The sequence below is a fragment of the Deinococcus carri genome, from assembly GCF_039545055.1.
In the GTDB taxonomy this organism is placed as follows: Bacteria; Deinococcota; Deinococci; order Deinococcales; family Deinococcaceae; genus Deinococcus; species Deinococcus carri.
Map to the genome: position 1 here is coordinate 1 of NZ_BAABRP010000009.1, position 16,452 is coordinate 16,452.

20 protein-coding genes are annotated in these 16,452 nt (G+C 67.8%); all 20 read left to right on the forward strand.

The window, feature by feature from the left end; translation table 11 throughout:
* Nucleotides 1-257: hypothetical protein (locus ABEA67_RS11860; RefSeq protein ID WP_345465363.1), on the forward strand; the 257-nt coding region annotated here is incomplete at its 5' end.
* A 2-nt stretch (nucleotides 258-259) separates the two neighbouring features.
* Nucleotides 260-1,420 carry a helix-turn-helix domain-containing protein gene (locus tag ABEA67_RS11865; RefSeq protein WP_345465365.1) on the forward strand — a complete coding sequence of 387 codons (1,161 nt, stop codon included), beginning with the start codon at nucleotides 260-262 and terminating at the stop codon, nucleotides 1,418-1,420.
* Nucleotides 1,417-1,809 carry a hypothetical protein gene (locus ABEA67_RS11870; RefSeq protein ID WP_345465367.1) on the forward strand — a complete coding sequence of 131 codons (393 nt, stop codon included), beginning with the start codon at nucleotides 1,417-1,419 and terminating at the stop codon, nucleotides 1,807-1,809. Before ABEA67_RS11865 ends, ABEA67_RS11870 begins: the two co-directional genes overlap by 4 nt.
* 155 nt (nucleotides 1,810-1,964) lie before the next feature.
* Entirely contained in the window at nucleotides 1,965-2,246 is a 282-nt protein-coding gene (locus tag ABEA67_RS11875; protein ID WP_345465369.1) for a PDDEXK family nuclease, read from the forward strand.
* 56 nt (nucleotides 2,247-2,302) lie between these two features.
* A complete protein-coding gene (locus tag ABEA67_RS11880) occupies nucleotides 2,303-2,665 on the forward strand; it encodes a hypothetical protein (RefSeq protein WP_345465371.1) in 363 nt (120 codons plus the stop codon).
* Nucleotides 2,662-4,260, forward strand: coding sequence for a hypothetical protein (locus ABEA67_RS11885; RefSeq protein WP_345465373.1), 1,599 nt, complete (start codon nucleotides 2,662-2,664; stop codon nucleotides 4,258-4,260). The genes ABEA67_RS11880 and ABEA67_RS11885 overlap by 4 nt, the downstream gene beginning before the upstream one ends.
* A 523-nt stretch (nucleotides 4,261-4,783) precedes the next feature.
* Entirely contained in the window at nucleotides 4,784-5,674 is an 891-nt protein-coding gene (locus ABEA67_RS11890; RefSeq protein WP_345465375.1) for a ParB N-terminal domain-containing protein, read from the forward strand.
* Entirely contained in the window at nucleotides 5,671-6,411 is a 741-nt protein-coding gene (locus ABEA67_RS11895) for a hypothetical protein (RefSeq protein ID WP_345465377.1), read from the forward strand. The genes ABEA67_RS11890 and ABEA67_RS11895 overlap by 4 nt, the downstream gene beginning before the upstream one ends.
* Nucleotides 6,408-7,199 (forward strand): phosphoadenosine phosphosulfate reductase domain-containing protein, encoded by a 792-nt coding sequence (locus tag ABEA67_RS11900; RefSeq protein WP_345465379.1) that lies wholly within the window; start codon nucleotides 6,408-6,410, stop codon nucleotides 7,197-7,199. The genes ABEA67_RS11895 and ABEA67_RS11900 overlap by 4 nt, the downstream gene beginning before the upstream one ends.
* Nucleotides 7,199-7,864 carry a class II glutamine amidotransferase gene (locus ABEA67_RS11905; RefSeq protein WP_345465380.1) on the forward strand — a complete coding sequence of 222 codons (666 nt, stop codon included), beginning with the start codon at nucleotides 7,199-7,201 and terminating at the stop codon, nucleotides 7,862-7,864. The genes ABEA67_RS11900 and ABEA67_RS11905 overlap by 1 nt, the downstream gene beginning before the upstream one ends.
* Entirely contained in the window at nucleotides 7,852-9,192 is a 1,341-nt protein-coding gene (locus ABEA67_RS11910; RefSeq protein WP_345465381.1) for a DUF3440 domain-containing protein, read from the forward strand. Before ABEA67_RS11905 ends, ABEA67_RS11910 begins: the two co-directional genes overlap by 13 nt.
* Entirely contained in the window at nucleotides 9,189-9,704 is a 516-nt protein-coding gene (locus tag ABEA67_RS11915; RefSeq protein WP_345465383.1) for an IbrB-like domain-containing protein, read from the forward strand. The genes ABEA67_RS11910 and ABEA67_RS11915 overlap by 4 nt, the downstream gene beginning before the upstream one ends.
* Before the next feature lie 31 nt (nucleotides 9,705-9,735).
* Nucleotides 9,736-9,960 (forward strand): hypothetical protein, encoded by a 225-nt coding sequence (locus tag ABEA67_RS11920; RefSeq protein ID WP_345465385.1) that lies wholly within the window; start codon nucleotides 9,736-9,738, stop codon nucleotides 9,958-9,960.
* 66 nt (nucleotides 9,961-10,026) lie between these two features.
* The gene (locus ABEA67_RS11925) at nucleotides 10,027-10,599 is read left to right on the forward strand and encodes a hypothetical protein (RefSeq protein ID WP_345465387.1); all 573 of its coding nucleotides are present in this window, start codon (nucleotides 10,027-10,029) and stop codon (nucleotides 10,597-10,599) included.
* Nucleotides 10,580-12,196: a phage terminase large subunit gene (gene terL, locus ABEA67_RS11930; protein WP_345465389.1), complete on the forward strand. Its 1,617-nt coding sequence runs from the start codon at nucleotides 10,580-10,582 to the stop codon at nucleotides 12,194-12,196. The genes ABEA67_RS11925 and terL overlap by 20 nt, the downstream gene beginning before the upstream one ends.
* Nucleotides 12,197-12,321: 125 nt before the next feature.
* On the forward strand, nucleotides 12,322-13,890 hold the full coding sequence (locus tag ABEA67_RS11935; protein WP_345465391.1) for a hypothetical protein: 1,569 nt from the start codon (nucleotides 12,322-12,324) through the stop codon (nucleotides 13,888-13,890).
* The gene (locus ABEA67_RS11940; RefSeq protein WP_345465393.1) at nucleotides 13,887-14,819 is read left to right on the forward strand and encodes a DUF7352 domain-containing protein; all 933 of its coding nucleotides are present in this window, start codon (nucleotides 13,887-13,889) and stop codon (nucleotides 14,817-14,819) included. The genes ABEA67_RS11935 and ABEA67_RS11940 overlap by 4 nt, the downstream gene beginning before the upstream one ends.
* Entirely contained in the window at nucleotides 14,816-15,358 is a 543-nt protein-coding gene (locus ABEA67_RS11945; protein WP_345465395.1) for a hypothetical protein, read from the forward strand. Before ABEA67_RS11940 ends, ABEA67_RS11945 begins: the two co-directional genes overlap by 4 nt.
* A 3-nt stretch (nucleotides 15,359-15,361) precedes the next feature.
* Nucleotides 15,362-15,976, forward strand: coding sequence for a hypothetical protein (locus ABEA67_RS11950; protein WP_345465397.1), 615 nt, complete (start codon nucleotides 15,362-15,364; stop codon nucleotides 15,974-15,976).
* Nucleotides 15,973-16,449, forward strand: a complete 477-nt coding sequence (locus ABEA67_RS11955) for a hypothetical protein (RefSeq protein ID WP_345465399.1) — start codon at nucleotides 15,973-15,975, stop codon at nucleotides 16,447-16,449. The genes ABEA67_RS11950 and ABEA67_RS11955 overlap by 4 nt, the downstream gene beginning before the upstream one ends.
* Nucleotides 16,450-16,452: the final 3 nt, after the last annotated feature.

The window sequence follows — 16,452 nt, forward strand, 5'->3', positions numbered from 1 at the left end:
GGGCCGTGCAGCGCGGCGCGCAGGACCGGCGCGACTTCCAGGGCACCGACGACGTGAAGCCGATGGATTACGTGGCCGGACTCCAGGGCATGGGGTTGCGCGGCGGCATCCAGTTCGACGAGCGCGGCTATTGGCTGGAGGTCATGGACAGCAGCACCGGCGACCTGCGCCCCGGCCCGGTCGTGAAAAGCATCTGGGACGCCCCGCGTGCGTGGCGGCGTCAGTACGAGGCCGAAACCTCTGAAAGCGAGGAATGACCGTGACGAACACCCTTCCCCTGTCCGCCCGGCTCGCCGCCCTAGAAGAGAAGGCAGCCCCACTCGCCGGGATGCGTGCGGCCCACGCGGATACTCTCGCGCACCTCGCCCATCTGAATACGCAGATTGCGGAGGCGGAGGCCGCGTTCCGAATTCTCGTCCACCTGACCGACCACGTGGACCGCGTGCTGTCGAGCGGCGACCTGCTGGCCGAGGCCCCTGTCGTGGACGCCGCGCCTGCCCCGGTGGACATGCCCACGGCAGTTGACGCCGAGACTCCTGCACACGATGCCCCGCCCGTCGTGCAGGAGTCTCCCCCCAGCTCGCCGCAGGAGCAGCCCCAGGTGCCGCCGTCTGCACCCCCTCCCGCCAACCCTGATGACGATGCAGAGGACCGCGACGACGGAGAAGAGCAGGCTCCCTACCGCAGCAACATGGACATCCTGACCGAGTACGCGCAGTCCCTCGCGCACGGCGAAGAAACCACGGCCCAGGAGGCCGCCAGCGCGACCGGCCTGCTGCCTGCCACGGTCAAGGACTACCTACGCACCCTCACCAAGCGGGGCGTGCTGGAGAAGGTGCCTGGCACAGGCACCACCGCTGTCGGTAACCCCGCCCGCTACCGCCGTTCGGGAACCGGGAAGGCGGCTGTCGTACCGCCGCCCTCTGGGGACAGTTCGGCCCTGAGCGATACCCAACCGTCTACCCGTGCCTACATCCTGGTGCACCTGCGCGAACACGTCGGTCAGGAGTTCACAGCCGTCCGCATCGCGGAGGACCTGCGCCTCGACCCGGCAGCCATCCGTGAGCACCTCCAGGCACTCCACCGCCTCGGCACGCTCTCCGCTTCCCCGGAGGAGGAGGACGGTACGCAGTGGTTCTGCTACCCCTCCCCAGTGCAGGTGCCACCCCCGCCTGCGGCCCAACCTACCCTCTCGCCCATTCCTGACCGCCTGAACCTTGACGAGCGCAGCATGTACGACTGCCTGCGCCGCGAGGAGGCGGGCTTGACTGCCCGCGTGCTGGCCGCCCGTCTGAACTGGAGTGCCCGGCGCACCGACAAGATCCTGAACATCCTCGCGCAGGGCGGGCATATCGGCCGCAACGGCGACCGCTGGCGCGTCATCCCCGCCGAACTTCAGGATGAGGAGGGGGCGGCGTGACCTGCCGACTGTGCGGGCGGGGCACCGACCATCACCCCGCCTGCCTACTGGCTCCCCGAGAGGTCGTGGCGGCGTACAGCGCCATCAACAGCCTGGGGGCAGTCGTGCCGCTGGAACGCCTCACATCGGGGGAATACGAAGACGCCGAACATGCCGCCTACATCTCCCGGCGGCTCCTCCCCTACGACCCGGATACCTCGCGAGTGTTGCACGGCATGTACCGGGGCATGGCTATCCAGGATGCCGAGGAGATGGAGGTCGGGTACCTCCGCCGCACACATACCTACGTGGGCATCCGCACCGTCACCGTGCGTCCCTGGTGGCGCTGGTTCTGCCCCACGCTGGCCGTGGAGCTGACCCCCACCAATGTGCTTGAGGTGCTTCTCTGACGTTCGACGAGGCCTTCCTGCGGGAGTACAAGCGCAGGCACCCCAACCTCTTCCCCAAAGAGCAGCAGCCCGCCCAGGGAGAACGCCTGGGCGGGTATCTTCCGCGCACCGTCAGCAACGGCTACGCCAGCGAGGCCGCGTTTCAGGCCGACGCCGTGAAAAAGCTCACCGAATGCGGCTGGAGCGTGCAGGAGAGCCTGAAGGGCAGCAGCAAGGGCGGCACGGTCTGGTACACGCCGGGATGGCCGGACCTCGTGGTCTACCTGGAAGACGGCCAGCGCCGCCTGTGGTTCGCGGAACTCAAGCAGCCCGGTAACAAACCGACCGCTGAGCAGCTCGCCTGCCATCTCCGGCTGCGCGCGTCCGGGTTTACGGTCGTCGTCGCCTGGACACTCCAAGAACTACTTGTCACCGAGGCGCAAGAACGGCTGCGCTAGTCTGCATCACAACTTTACTCGCCTTCCATCCCCACTTTTATCGGAGAAGCTGCTGCATGAGTGACCCCCTGCCCGCCGAATATCTGCTGCTCAGCGCCTTCAGCCTGACCCCCCTCGAACCTATCGACGCCCTCAAAGCCGCTCGGCTGTGGGCCCCCGAACAGCAAGACCCTACCAACGAGCAGCGGGACCTCCTGCACGAGTTGCACCGCATCAAAGGCCAAATCCGCTGGGTGCGTGCTCGCAAAGGCAAGAAGGGCGAACAGGAGGGCTACATCCTCACCCCTGCGGGCACCGATGCCCTCGCCACGTACTGGACCGAATACGGCCCCGCGCATACTCGCCGGGTCGGGCCAAGCCTGGGTGAGATCGCGCGGCAGCGGCTGGCAGAGCAGTGCCACCAGGTGGGAGCAGCATGAACGCCAGCGCCGCACGGGGGCAACAGGCCCAGCGGGAGGCAGACAGACTCGCCGCCCAGCGCCGCCGCCTGCTGGACGAGGAGCAGCAGGCGGCGGCCACCAACCGTCACCGCAGATCCCCCAGGAAAATCACCTCCAAGCAACTCCTGACCCTCACAGCAGGCGAGCAGGTGTTCTACGTTCCCCGGAACGTCGAGCATCCCTATGCAGGCAGCCGTGCCCGAGTCCTGCGCGCGCCCCGCAAGGACGTGAAGATCCCCACCGTCCGCCTCCAGTTCCTGGACGGCACCCAGAAGACCGTGCCCCTCAAGCACGTCTCCCGCGCGCCCGCCACAGCGGCTCCCCCGGCTTTCCTGATAGACGCTCGCAGCCGCCCGAGCTGGAAGCGGCTGATGAACCAACTGCTGGAAGCGAACGCGCAGGAAGCCGGGGGAGCCGCTGGGGTGGCCGCGCTCCGGCAGGCCGCCGACCAACGTGCCCGGCAACTCGCCGCCTTGGTGGTGCCCCGAGGCAGCGCACAGGCGGTGAAGACGGATGCGGCGCGCGTGCTGCTTGACGCGGCGCAAGCGGAAGCGGTGGCGCTCGCAGCCCGTCAGCCGGGCCGCAACGGGCGCGCAGTCATGCTGGAGGCTCCGCTGCCCGATGAACGCCTACAGGTCCAGACCGAGGAGCTGAATCAACGCAGTCGCCTCCTGATCAACAACATCGCCCGGTGCATTCATAAGCGCTACTTCCTCTCGGACGCGGAGGCGCGCGAAACCGCGCAGATCAGCAGCACGGTGCGCCGCATGATCGACCTGGCCGAGCGCGAGTACGGGACCAACAGTCGCCCCGACAACAGCGGCCAGGGTAAGGGGAACGCGACGGCAGGCGTGCTGCAAGATTCTCTGCTCGCCATGTATAGCGCGGCCCTCGAAGCCTGCAACCTGCGCGCCCAGGGCGACACGGTAGGCGCGGAAGTCATGGAGCGCGAGGTCCAGACCTACCGCGCTGAGTACGAGTTGGCGAATGCCGAGCTGGAGCGCCACCGCAAGAAGTTCCACACCGGTCGCTACTTCCACGGTGAGATTTTGTCGGTGCGCGAGGAGCGACGGCAGCGCGACGATCAGGGCATGATGCAGTTCTACGTGCGCCTCGTCGTGGTGTATGACCGTGATTGCCACACGCCCGTGGTGGTCAACGGCAGGGAGATCGAGGCGCGCACGCTCGTCGAGGTGGGCGAGGCGGGGTGGGCCGCTCTGGGGCGCTGGATTCAGGACCTGGCTGACCGCGAGCACGGCCGCAAGCAGGGCCGCCGGCAGGATGACGACTGGCATCTGATCTACCGCGACAACGACGGCCACCTGCGGCTGCGCGAGAACGTCAGCGATGGCCTGCTGCGCGCCTTTGATGCGATCCGCCGCGCCATGGTGCTCAACGACGTGGACCCGGCAGAAATTCCGAGTACCCACCCGGAAGCAGGCCTGCATTTGCCGCAAACGAAGAACACGCCCGAAAACCGTGAGCAGCGGAAAAAAGCCCTCGGGGACACCATGCAGAGCATCATGGCGCGTGCGCTTGAGCAGGGGGGCTTGACAAATCCTCGTCAGAATTAGCAGTTTTCTTTTTAAGCTGCGCCGAAGTCTACCCGTGTAAAGCGATGCCCCTGCCTTCACAGGGGCATCGTTCGTTTAGGCCTGGCGTAGCCCGCACGTTGCCGAGCGTGCGTCCAGCCCTGGAGGTGCCTGCCATGAAGCGCTGACCCTTCTTCCCCACTCGCCTGCCGGTCTTCCGGCCTTCCAGAACATGCGGCTGAAACCGCCTATATCCAACCCAACCGCGCAGCGCCTGACGCTGGGCGGCACTGTCGTTTCTGGCCCCTCGGAACGGGGGGCGACCCGCACCGCCCCGCGCCCACAGGATGTGAATCCGACACCCTCCTCCCGGCGCGCGGGCCACGCGGGATTTGTAGAGCGGCCAGCCCAGGGCCTTCAAACCTGGGCGCATCGCGGCATGACCGCGTCCACCGGGCCGCAGGACGCCCCTGCCCCACGACCACCTCAAGACGCCGCTGCCCCCAGGGCAAATCCTTGTGCGTCGCCCCGCTGTCCACCCTGGTGGACACGGGCTGGAGCTTGCATGTCCCGTAAGAACTCCCCATCCGCCGCCTCCGCCCTCCGCATCGAGTACCTGCCCCTCGACCAGCTCGCCCGCTGGCCCGGCAACCCGAAGGAACATGCCGAGAGCGCCATCGCCGCCAGCATCAGCCGCTTCGGCTTCCGTGACCCGCTCGCCATCGACGAGGCCTCGGGCCGCCTGATTGCCGGTCATGGTCGCCTCTCGGTGCTGGAGCGCGCGCACGCCGCCGGGCACCCCGCCCCGCAATTCGTGCAGGTCCGCGAGGACGGCATGTGGCTGGTGCCGGTCACGCGCGGCGCGTCCTTCGGAAGCGAGGACGAGGCCGCCGCCTACCTGGTGGCCCACAACCGCACCGGCGAACTGGGTGGCTGGAACGACGAGCTGCTGGGCAGCCTGCTGGCCAACCTCGACGAGGACCTGCGCGCCGTGTCCGGGTTCGACCTCGCTGCGTTCGTGAGGGAAACGGACGCCGCGGCGACCACTGCCCCCGCACTGCCCGAGGCCCCCAGCGAGTTCCTGAACGATCTGATTCAGCCCGTCCAGCCGGTGGCTGCCCCTGTCCTCCCACAGCAGAGCGGCAGCGCGCCGGGCATGACGGTCCCGGAGACGTCTGCGGAAGTGCCCGCCCCTGTCAGCGCCCCAGACACGTTCGTGACGCCTGCAACAGGCACGGCCCCCAGCGAAGGCTTGCCCGCGCCTGCTGCCCCGGCCACCGACGACGACCCCTACGTGCAGGTCGCGTACGTGGTGCGCCAGAGTGAGCGCGACGACCTGCTGCGGGCCATCAAAGACGCCCGCGAGCGCTTCGGCGTCGCCACCTCGCCGGAGGCCGTCGTCCGCATCGTGCGCCACTACCTGGCGGGCGTGCAGCAAGGGACGGTGGCCGCGTGACCGGCCAGCCCATGAAGGCCCACCCGGACGACGAGAACGAAATCCACGACGTGGCCGGATTCGTGGACCCCGCGCAGAACGTCGTCACGCCGGTCCTGCGGCTCAGCGCGGACCTAGCCGGGCAGATCGTGTGGGCCTTCGCGCGCATCGTGCAGGCCGCCCACGGCAGCCGCGCCGCCCGCACGCCCGACGAGGACGGCATCATCCGCGCCCAGGAATTCGAGGAAGGTGACGTGTACATGCTGGAGAAGCCCTTCGACGGGTACGTCTCCAGCCGCTACCTGATGGACTTCTACGACGTGACCGAGCGCGGCATCTGTTCGCGGATGCACCTGCACACCGGCCTGCGCTTCGTGCGGATGATGACCGGCCCCGGCACCACCATCCGCGTGGGCAGCCTCAGCCCCTTCCTGGTGACGAACATCCCCGGCGTGACGCCCTTCGTGCCCGAGCAGTTCGAGGACGACATGCCGGACTTGCCCGTCGGCGTGCGGCGCACCCGCTACAACCTGGTGGTGCCGGAGAACAGCTTCGTGGACATGCAGATTCCGCGCGGCGTCTCGCACCAGTTCAACGCGCTCGGCCCCAACGCGGTCATCGACTCCGTTCACCCCGAGGAGAGCATCGAGACCTTCCGCGAACGCATGAGCGGCTTCAGGATGATGGCCCAGACCATCTTCCTGACCGAGGACCGCCCCGACGCCAGCAGTTGCGCCGACCTGCCGGGGAACCTGTGACCGCCCCCGCCATCCCCCGCAAGCAGGTGTCCGCCCAGCAGGCCTGGCTGGACACCTGGGACCGCGTGGAGGACCTCTGCCCGGCGGCCGACCTCGACGCCCTGGTCGAGCGCACCCTCGCGGAGATGCGCGCCAAGCTGACCGGCAAGCGGGTGGCCTTCGCCTGGAGCGGCGGCAAGGACTCGCTGGTGGTCGAGTGGCTGTGCGAGCAGCTCGGCACCCAGGCCTGCGTGTTCGGCATGACCAACCTGGAGTACCCGGAGTTCCTGGCCTGGGTCACGGACCACATGCCGCCCAGCGTGCAGGTCATCAACACCGGCCAGGACCTGCACTGGCTCGCGCAGAACCCGCACCTGCTGTTCCCGCAGCGCGCCCAGGACAACGCCCGCTGGTTCCGGGTGGTGCAGCACGCCGCGCAGCGCCAGTACTTCCAGCAGCACCGCCTCGACGTCCTGGTGCTGGGCCGCCGTCACGCCGAAGGCAACTTCTGCGGGCAGGGCGGCATCTACCGCAACCGCGAGGGCATCACCCGCTACAGCCCCATCCGTGACTGGCCCCACGAAGCCGTGCTGGCCCTCCTGAAGCGCGAGGGCTTCTCCCTGCCCCCCATCTACGGGTACCCGCGCGGCTGGCAGGTCGGCACCGGCTGCTGGCCCCAGCGCCTCTACACGAAGAGCCAGGCGCAGGGCTGGGACGAGACATGGCAGATTGACCCTGACATCGTCCGGCACGCGGCCACCGTGCTCCCCCAGGCCCGCCAGTACATGCAGGCAAGGGGGCTGCGGTGATGTGCGGCCTCTTCGGCTTCTGGCGCAGCGGCGGCCCGCCGGAGGCGGACAGGCTGCGCGGCCTCGCCCTCGCGGCGGGCACCCGCGGCCCCCACGCCCACGGCTGGGCGACCGCAGGCAAGCGGCACGTCCGCCTCGGCCCCGTGGACGGCGCGGCCCTGTCTACCGTGGTGGACAGCGTGGTCGGGCACGCGCGGCTGGCAACCGCCGGCGCACACGACGACCTCGCCTGCGCACAACCCCTTCAGGCCGAACGCCTCTTCGTCGCTCACAACGGCACCGTGCCCGGCGCGGCCCTCCTTGCTGAGCGACACGGCCTGGCCCCACAGACGGCCAGCGACAGCGAGGTCCTGGCGCTGCTGCTGGCCCGCACGGACCTGGGCGCGGGCGTGACCACCCTGCTCGACACCGTGGCCCCCGGCGTGCCGCTGGCGCTGCTGGTGCTGGCCGGGGACGGCCGCGTGCTTGCCGCCCGGCGCGGCCACCCCCTGCACGCTTTGACCCGCCGCGAGGGCACGTACCTGTGCAGCCTGCCCTTCCCCGGCAGCGCGCCCCTCCCGGACGCCACGGTGACGGTCTACGGCCCCGGCGGCGCGGCCCAGCACCCTCTCAGCACCACGGCCAGCCTGCGCCGCCACACGGGAGGCCCGCAGTGGACCCGCTGACGTCTGAGCAGCCCCTCGCGGAGATTGCAGCGCCCCACCCTGGCCTAAAGCCCTACCGGTACAACCCGAAGAACAGCCGCCTGAAGTCGCACTTCGTGGACCAGGACGTGCTCACCCTGGCCCGCGAACGGATGCGCGTCCTGTTCGACCGCTTCGACCACGTGAGCGTGAGCTTCAGCGGCGGCAAGGACAGCACCATCGTCCTCAACCTGGCGCTGGAGGTGGCCCGCGAGCGGAGCCGCCCACTGCATGTGGTGTTCTACGACGAGGAGTGCATCTACTCCGAGAACGTCGCCTACGTGCGCCGCGTGGCCGCCGACCCACTGGTGAAGCTCGACTGGTATTGCGTGCCGGTCAAGCACCGCAACGCCTGCTCCAGCGAGTCGCCGGTCTGGTACCCCTGGGCACCGGAAGACCGCGACGTGTGGGTGCGCGATCTGCCACCCGCGGCGATCACTGAGGTGCCAGGCTACGACCACCACGACGTGGAAAAGCGCCTCTCCATCCCGGAGCTGTCCGGCCTGCTGTTTCCCCCCAGCTTGGGGAACGTGGTGCAGCTTCTCGGCATCCGCGCCGACGAGAGCCTGATTCGCCGGGCCGCGGTGAGCCGCCGCGCGGTCGACAACTACATCATCAAGGACAGCGGCGGGTATGGCGGAGCGAACGACGTGCAGCACGCCGGGAACGTCTGGAAGGCCTACCCCATCTACGACTGGCGTACCGAGGACGTGTGGCTCGCGCCCAAGCTGATGGGCTGGGATTACTGCCGGGTCTACGACCTGCTGGACAAGATGGGCTTCACGCCCGGCAAGCAGCGCCTCGCGCCGCCCTTCGGTGAGGAACCCATACAGCGCCTCGACCAGTACCACGAGTGCGAACCCGAACTCTGGGACCGCATGGTCTACCGCGTCCCCGGCGCAGCCACCGCCAAACGCTACAGCCGCACCGAGCTGTACGCCTTCGGGGAGATTCCCGACAAGCCGCCCGGCCTCACCTACGAGGCCTGGCTGCGCGACCTGGTGCAGGCCAACTTCCCCCCGAAGGAACAGGCCCAGGTCAGCAAGGCGATTCGCGCCCACCTGCGGATGCACTACCGCAAGACAGCCGACGACTTGGCCCCAAATGTGGACCATCCGCTCACCGGGTACTCGTGGGCCTTCTTCGTGAAGATGGCCATGCGCGGGAACTTCAAACAGCGGCGGCAGCCCAACATCGGGCGCAAGTCGCCAGACGAGTTCCGGAAGGCGCACGAGAAGTACTGCGCCGACCTCCAGCGCTACCAGGACGAGCTGTCTGAAGCGCGCGCCCTCCAAGGAGACGCCCCATGAAAATCGGACGTGACGCACAGCCCCTCTCCCGAATCGAGTGGGTGCCACGCGACGACCTGCACGCGAACGGCTACAATCCCAATTTCGTCGCCAAGCCTGAGTTGCTGCTGCTGAAAACCAGCATCCTCGAAGACGGCTGGACCCAGCCCATCGTCGCCCGCCCTGACGGCGAGATTGTGGACGGCTTCCACCGCTGGACCGTCAGCGCTGACCCGCGCATCTACGCCATGACCGACGGGTACGTGCCGGTGGTGCGCCTGCTGCCGCCTGCGACCGGCGACCAGATGCTCAGCACCATCCGGCACAACCGGGCGCGGGGCGAGCACGGTGTGTTGCCAATGGCAGGCATCGTGCGCCGCCTGATCGACGAGGAAGGCCTGACCGTCCCCCAGGTGATGGAACGCTGCGGTATGGAGAAAGAAGAAGTCACCCGCCTCTATGACCGAGGCGGGATGACGGAGCGGGGCACGGGTGGCCGCACGCGGTTCAGCAAGGGGTGGACGCCGAAGTAAGGGGCCCCAACTTTATGGGCTAACATCCCTCATGACCCGGCGCGACGACGGTCCCAAAGAGCTGGCCCCGCTTCTGGAGTTTGTCCTGGAGGAGATGCGGAGCGGCCGTTACGACTTCGAGAGCGTTCCAGAGAGCTCGCGCCTTCGGGACCTCTTCCCATCGGATGACAAGGACGGTGACGACGAGGGCGGCGGCTTTGCCTACACGAACGACGGTGGCGTGATTACCCTGTTCCTCCGCATGAAGCAGCTCTAACTCCCGTTCACCCTATTGCCCGCCCCAGCGCGGGCTTTTTCTGTGCCCTGAAGGAGGTGAATCCCCATGTCGAAACGCGACCCCAAGCCCAAGACGATCCCGAAAAAGAAGAGTGGCGGCGGGGCGCGTAGCGCCGCAGGGCGTCCCCCCGCCTATAACTGGACGGCCATCCGCCGCGAGTACATCCGCGGAGATGACACCGTCACCCTGGACGCATTAAGTGCCGAAAGTCGCGGAATTGGCTGGCCCAGCCTCAGTCAGGTGAAACGCCGTTCCAGCGACGAAGATTGGACGGATCTCCGCGCCCAATTTCGCGCCCAAGCTGCGGCCGCCGCGCGCACTCTCGACCTCGAAACCGTGGAAGAGGTACGCGTGCGGCAGGCCAAGATCGGGAAGGGCATGCAGACCCTCGCCGTGCGGGCGATGGCACACCAGAACCCGCAGGAGATGTCCCCCTTCGAGCTGGCCCGCCTCGCCACTGCGGGGGCGCAGTTGGAACGCCAGGCGCGCGGCATGGAGGAGTTCACCGTGCGGGTAGAGGACCTGCGCAGCCCGGCTGACCTGAAGAACCTCAGCACGGACCAGTTGATGGAGCTGCTGGAGCGGAGGCGGCAAGCGCGTGGCGCGGCAAAGGCGTGACGACTGGCCGGAGTGGCTCGACGATGATGTGATTTTCGCGGAATTGGCCGAGCGGGAACTGTCCGACCGCGGCGAACTGCCTGAACCGGAAGAGGTGAAGCCCCTCACGCTGCGCGAATTCGTGCACGAGTTCTGGGAGGTTCTGGAACCGGGTACGCCCCTCGCCTGGGGCTGGGCGCTCGACGCCATGTGCCTGCACCTCGAAGCGGCGGCGCGGCGCGAAATCAAGCGCCTGATCATCAACGTCCCGCCCGGCACCATGAAGTCGTCGCTCTGTAACGTCTTCTTCCCCGCGTGGGTGTGGGCCGAGATGGACGCGGGCGAGCGGTTCCTCGCCGTGGCGTTCAACGAAAGCCTGAGCCTACGCGACAGCATGGCCATGCGCCGCCTCGTGGAGTCGCCGGAGTATCAGGAGCGGTACAGCGACCAGGTGCGGCTCACCCGGGACCAGAACAGCAAGAGCCAGTTCGACACCACGGCGCGCGGCCGCCGCCTGGTCAAGTCCATCACCGCGGCGACCGGCGCCCGCGCGAACATCCTTCTGATTGACGACCCGAACAACGCCACCGAGATTCACAGCCGGGCGCACCGCCGGGCCATCAACAACGCCTATGACACCAGCCTCAGCCGCCGCGGCGCGGACCCCAAGCGGTACGTGCAGATTTGCATCATGCAGCGCCTGCACGAAGAGGACCTGACCGGCCACCTGATAGCCAAGGGTGGCTGGGAGGTGCTGCGCCTCCCGGAGAAGTACGAGCCGGAACACCACACCAGAACGTCCATCTGGGAGGACCCTCGCACCCGGCCCGGCGAGCTGCTTTTCCCGGAGTTCCGCGACGAGGCCGACTACGAGCAGGCGGCCCTGGACCTCGGTTCCTTCGGCGTGGCCGGGCAGCTTCAGCAGCGGCCTGTGCCGGTGGGTGGCGGCATCGTGAAGGGCTGGTGGTGGCGGTACCACGCCCCTGCCCACCTCATCAGCCGTCTGCCGCCCATCCGGGTCCCCGTGGTGGCCGAGGACGGCAGCATCACGGAGGTGGAGGCACTGGTGGTGCCTACTCCAGAGACCTTCGACCTCCGGCTCAGCAGTTGGGACCTGGCTTTCAAGGAGACGAAGAAAAGCGACTTCGTGGTGGGGCAGGACTGGGGCAGTCGGGCAGCCGACTTCTTCCTGCTCGATCAGGTACGGGGGCGCTGGGACTACGTCCGCTCCAAGGCCGAGGTGCAGGCCTTCGCGGAGCGGCATCCCGACATCCCTGAACACCTGATCGAGGACAAGGCGAACGGCCCGGCCATCATGAGCGACCTGCGGAGTGTTCTGCCCGGCCTGATTGCCTACGAGCCTGAGGGCAGCAAGGAGAGTCGAGTGGCCGCAGAGAGCAGCACCATCGAGGCCGGAAACGTCTACCTGCCTCACCCGAGCATCGCACCCTGGGTGGCGAGCGAATACCTGCCGGAGTGGGCGCAGTTCCCCAACGGCGCGAACGATGACCAGATTGACCCCACGACGCAGGCCTTGCAGCGCTTCAAGCAGAAGCGGCGGGCCAAGAAGCCACCGGCTGCGGCCCGTCAGCGCGGCTGGAACGGCTGGACCGGCTGACCTTTCAAAGGAGGTGAACCACCCTGAAGAAAATCCAGAACCTGACCCTGCTCACGGCCTCGCTGCAAGACCTGCGCGAGGCCGCTGTCGTTGGCCTCAGCGCGACCGCCGACCAAGCCCGGCAGATGTACCACGGCCACCACCTCGGCAAGCCCATCGGTGGCGGGGCGGAGGATCTCTCCTACTGGCGTGGCCCGGTCGTCCATCCACCCCAGGGCGGCACCGAGCAGGAGAAGCGCCAGGCTCAGGCGGTGGTCAACGAGTTCCAGATGGCCCTGCGTCGCAGTTTCACCTCAACCAACTTCATCAAGGAGTTCGTCAACCGCGAGGTGAACAGCAGTGTCGCCCGGATGAACTGGACGCTGTTGCAGGTCGAGGCCACCCGTGACGACGAGAACAAACGCACGACGCTGGAGCAGGAGGCCGACGCCCTCACCAAAGCGTGGTGGAGGCTCGACCGCAACCACCCCGAGCGCGCCATCCGGCAGGCCCTGGTGTTCGCCCGGCGCGAGGGCCGCGGCATCCTGCGCTTCCGGGTGGCCGGGGGTGCGCTCCAGCAGGGGGCAGATGGCAAGGTGCGCGTGAAGCCGGGTCTGAAGCTCGCGCAGCTTGCGCGTTACATCCGCCTGGAATGCATCGCGCAACCGGAGAACGTGGTGGTGCGCGAGGACCCGGACACGTTCGTCCGTTCCGCCATCTATGCCTACCAGGACGCGGCAGAGAAGGAAGCGGCAGAGGTCTGCACCGTCGAGGGCGAGGAAACGGTGCTGCGCGTGGTGAAGGAGGGGCAGGAAGGGGAAGCACCGGCCACCCGCATCAAGTTGGGTAGCCGCATCACCTTCATTGAGCTGGCCCTGGACGCGCTCATCACACCCCAGGTGTTGCAGAACCAGATGGCCTACAACACGGCCAGCACCATGATTCTCCGTAACACCGAGCTGGCCGGGTTCATGGAGCGGTACGGCATCAACGTCGAACCGCCCTATGTGTTGGAGCAGGACCCGGACAAGGCCGAAGGGGTCATGCGCCGCCGCTACCTGCCCCTGAAGGTGGGGGCAGGGCACATGACCGCCTGGCGCGGGGCCACCTACGACAAGACTGGCGAGAAGGGCGAGTATCTGGGCGAAGAGCCGCTGGGTAAGCCCGAGTACGGCCGCTTCACGCCGGTCAGCCCGGACGCCCTGATCGAGGCCGCCGACCACAACCGCATCAACCTGTACGGCGAGGTGGGGCAGGCCTACGTGCTGATGGGTGCGGACGCTGTGGCGAGTGGCCGCTCGCGCGAGGTGGCCATCGCGGACTTCGACTCCATCCGCCAGCCGGTGATTGATCTGGCCGAGGCCACCATCACCGAGGTGCTCGAAACGTTCCTCGCGCTGCTGGCCGCCCTCGCCAACCAACCCGGACGCTTCGAGTCCATTCAGGTGGACGGGCAGGTCAAGAGCCGCATCGTGCCGCCCAGCCCCGAGGACCGCTCGGCAGACCGGGCCGACGCACAGGCAGGTGTCATCAGCCTCCAGACGGCCCGGCAGCGGCAGGGCCAGGACGACCCGGCGCAGGAGGACGCCCAAATCGAACGCGAGCGGCAGGCAGGCGTCAGCCCCACGCTCAAACAGCAGGTGCTCACGCCCAAGGCACCTGAGGCGACCGCGCCGCCGAAACAGACGCGGCGGAAAGGGAGGAAAGCAGCGTGAAGGTCTTCTACGACACGGAATTCATTGAGGACGGCAACACCATCGACCTCATCAGCATCGGCGTCGTTGCCGAGGATGGCCGCGAGCTGTACCTCATCAACAACGAGTGCGACTGGGAGCGGGCCAACGACTGGGTCAAAGAACATGTCATCAGCAAGCTCACGCCCAGGCCGGAGAATTTTGTGAGCCGGGAGGAGATCAAGGCACGTCTGTTGCGCTTCCTGGGCTACCACACACAGCGGGAATGGTACGAGGAGCAGCACGGGAGGCCGCTGGCGCTCGACTTCTTCGAGGCGCACGGCATTGACCCGAGCCAACTCGCACCGCCCCGCGAGAAGCTCGAGTTGTGGGGCTACTACAGCGCCTACGACCACGTGGTCCTCTGTCAACTTTTCGGGCCGATGATTGACCTGCCGAAGGGCATGCCCATGTACACCCGCGACATCAAGCAATGGTGCGTGGCCCTGGGCGACCCCAAGCTGCCCGAGCAGGGCAAGGGTGAACACAACGCGCTGGCCGACGCGAGATGGAACCGGCAGGCTTGGGAGTTCCTGCGGGACTTTCAGGCGGGTCCACCTCGCAGCAGCCCCAGCCCTGAAGAGGCCGATGAACGTCCGCGGCACGTCATCTTCAAGTACTCCCTATCCCACGGGCCGGGCCAGGTGCTGGAACTGCCCCAGGGGGCCACCCCCGTCCACGTGGACGTCCAGGGGGACACGCTGCAACTGTGGGTGAGGCAGCCGCAGTGCCCGGAGGGCGGCACGACCCCTCGCACCTTCCGCGTCGTGGCCACCGGCCAGCCCTTCCCGGCCACGGCACACCACATCGGCACCTGCCAGCAGGGACCTTATGTCTGGCACGTCGTGGAGCTGACGGACGTCACGGTCGTATACGAGGACGGCGTCATGACGGACTGGTACCGCTCGTGACCGTCATCGCCGCTGTGATTCACGGCGGGCAGGTGTTCATGGGGGCCGACAGCCTGCTCTCCGACGACGAGGGCGACCTGGAAACCACGCTGGAGGGCAAACTCTGGCAGCACGGCGACTGGCTGCTGGGCTGGGCCGGGGGGCAGCGCAGCAGCCAGGTGGTCCGCTACGCCTTCGCCCCGCCGCCCCGGCATGAGGGTCAGGACGTGATGGCCTACCTCTGCACGGCCTTCGTGGACGAGCTGCGCGCAGCCCACGCGAACGCGGGCACACTCCGGCGGCAGCACGGGCAGGAACACACCGACCTGGGCCTGCTGGTCGGCTGGCAGGCGCGACTCTTCCACGTCTCGCCCTGGTTCTGCGTCACCGAATACCGCGACTTGGCCGCCATCGGCAGCGGCAGCCGTCCGGCGCTGGCAGCCCTGCAGGCCACCCCGGACCTCGACCCACACCTGCGCCTCCAGCGCGCGCTTGAAGCGGCGGAGCGGCTGAGCGAGGGCGTGCGCCGTCCGTTCGCGTACCTGCCAAAGGAGGAGTAAAAGATGCTGACCGCACAGCAGGCCCGCGAGGGCTGTTTGCCTAAGCTCCAGGCGGCTCTGCACGCCTACCTGGAGAACGCCCTCTCTGAAGTCAGCCAGGCCGTTGAAAACGGCCTGCTCGGCACGGTCTACCAGGTGCCCTCCTATGGCGTTGGTTATGTGAGCGCCAAGTTGAAAGCCCTGGGGTTCGAGGTGGAGGTGGGACGCTCCATAGCGAATGCCCGTGAGTTGCATATCGACTGGCTGGCCCCCGAGGAGGTCGCCACACTCGTCCTCCAGCGGGAAGCCAACACCCCCACTCTCCCTGAATACGGCCGCTTTGAACCCCCCAACACAACGGCGGCAGGTCTCGCCCACTGCCCGAGCTGCCGCCGCATTCACGACCAGGCCAAGCCCGGGCAGGTCTGGCGGCACTTCTACAGCCAGAAGCTCTTTGCCATCGGCAAGAACGGGTACGGCCTGGAGTGGACGACCGGCGAGCGCACCACAAGCCCGGTCAACGGCCTCGATCAGGGCTGGTCTTACGTGGCCCCCAGCGTGCAGAACGCGCTGGAGCGGGGTGTGCTGTCGCAGGGCACGTGTTACAACTGGCCCCGCTGGGCAGGCTTGGGTTCGTGACCCTCCAGCACCGGCAGCAGCACGGGCAGGTCGGGTGTCTGTATCACAGCCTCTATGCCCTGCTGGGCGACGAGGCGTTGCTGGAGCACGCCAACGACGTGAGTGCCCCGAGGTACTACGCCCGGCTCGCCGCGGCGGGCATGTTGGTGTCCAGCCTGTGGTGCACCGAGCCGGGTTTCTCCAGCACGCCCACTGCTTTCTGGGAGAGCCTGCGCCGGCGCTTCACGGCCGCCAGCCCGGGCGGCGCGGCGCATGCGCCCCTGCTGGTGAACATCGGCGGGGCCACGCCCGGCTGGCTGCATCAGGTGGCCGTGCTGCTGCCCATTTCGCCGGGCGAGGACATCGTGCACGTTAGCGACAGCAACTTTCACGAGCCGCTCCAGTTCACCTGGGACGGCTTTCTCCATTCGGACTACGCCCAGGCCTACCGCGTCGAGATGTTGGGTCCCGCCGACCTCGACGCCTACGCCTGAGCG

Coding starts and splice junctions, on each gene's coding strand:
- ABEA67_RS11880 (WP_345465371.1), top strand. CDS start 2,303: ATGAGTGACCCCCTGCCCGCCGAATATCTGCTGCTCAGCGCCTTCAGC.
- ABEA67_RS11885 (WP_345465373.1), top strand. CDS start 2,662: ATGAACGCCAGCGCCGCACGGGGGCAACAGGCCCAGCGGGAGGCAGAC.
- ABEA67_RS11890 (WP_345465375.1), top strand. CDS start 4,784: ATGTCCCGTAAGAACTCCCCATCCGCCGCCTCCGCCCTCCGCATCGAG.
- ABEA67_RS11905 (WP_345465380.1), top strand. CDS start 7,199: ATGTGCGGCCTCTTCGGCTTCTGGCGCAGCGGCGGCCCGCCGGAGGCG.
- ABEA67_RS11915 (WP_345465383.1), top strand. CDS start 9,189: ATGAAAATCGGACGTGACGCACAGCCCCTCTCCCGAATCGAGTGGGTG.
- ABEA67_RS11920 (WP_345465385.1), top strand. CDS start 9,736: ATGACCCGGCGCGACGACGGTCCCAAAGAGCTGGCCCCGCTTCTGGAG.
- ABEA67_RS11925 (WP_345465387.1), top strand. CDS start 10,027: ATGTCGAAACGCGACCCCAAGCCCAAGACGATCCCGAAAAAGAAGAGT.
- ABEA67_RS11935 (WP_345465391.1), top strand. CDS start 12,322: ATGTACCACGGCCACCACCTCGGCAAGCCCATCGGTGGCGGGGCGGAG.
- ABEA67_RS11950 (WP_345465397.1), top strand. CDS start 15,362: ATGCTGACCGCACAGCAGGCCCGCGAGGGCTGTTTGCCTAAGCTCCAG.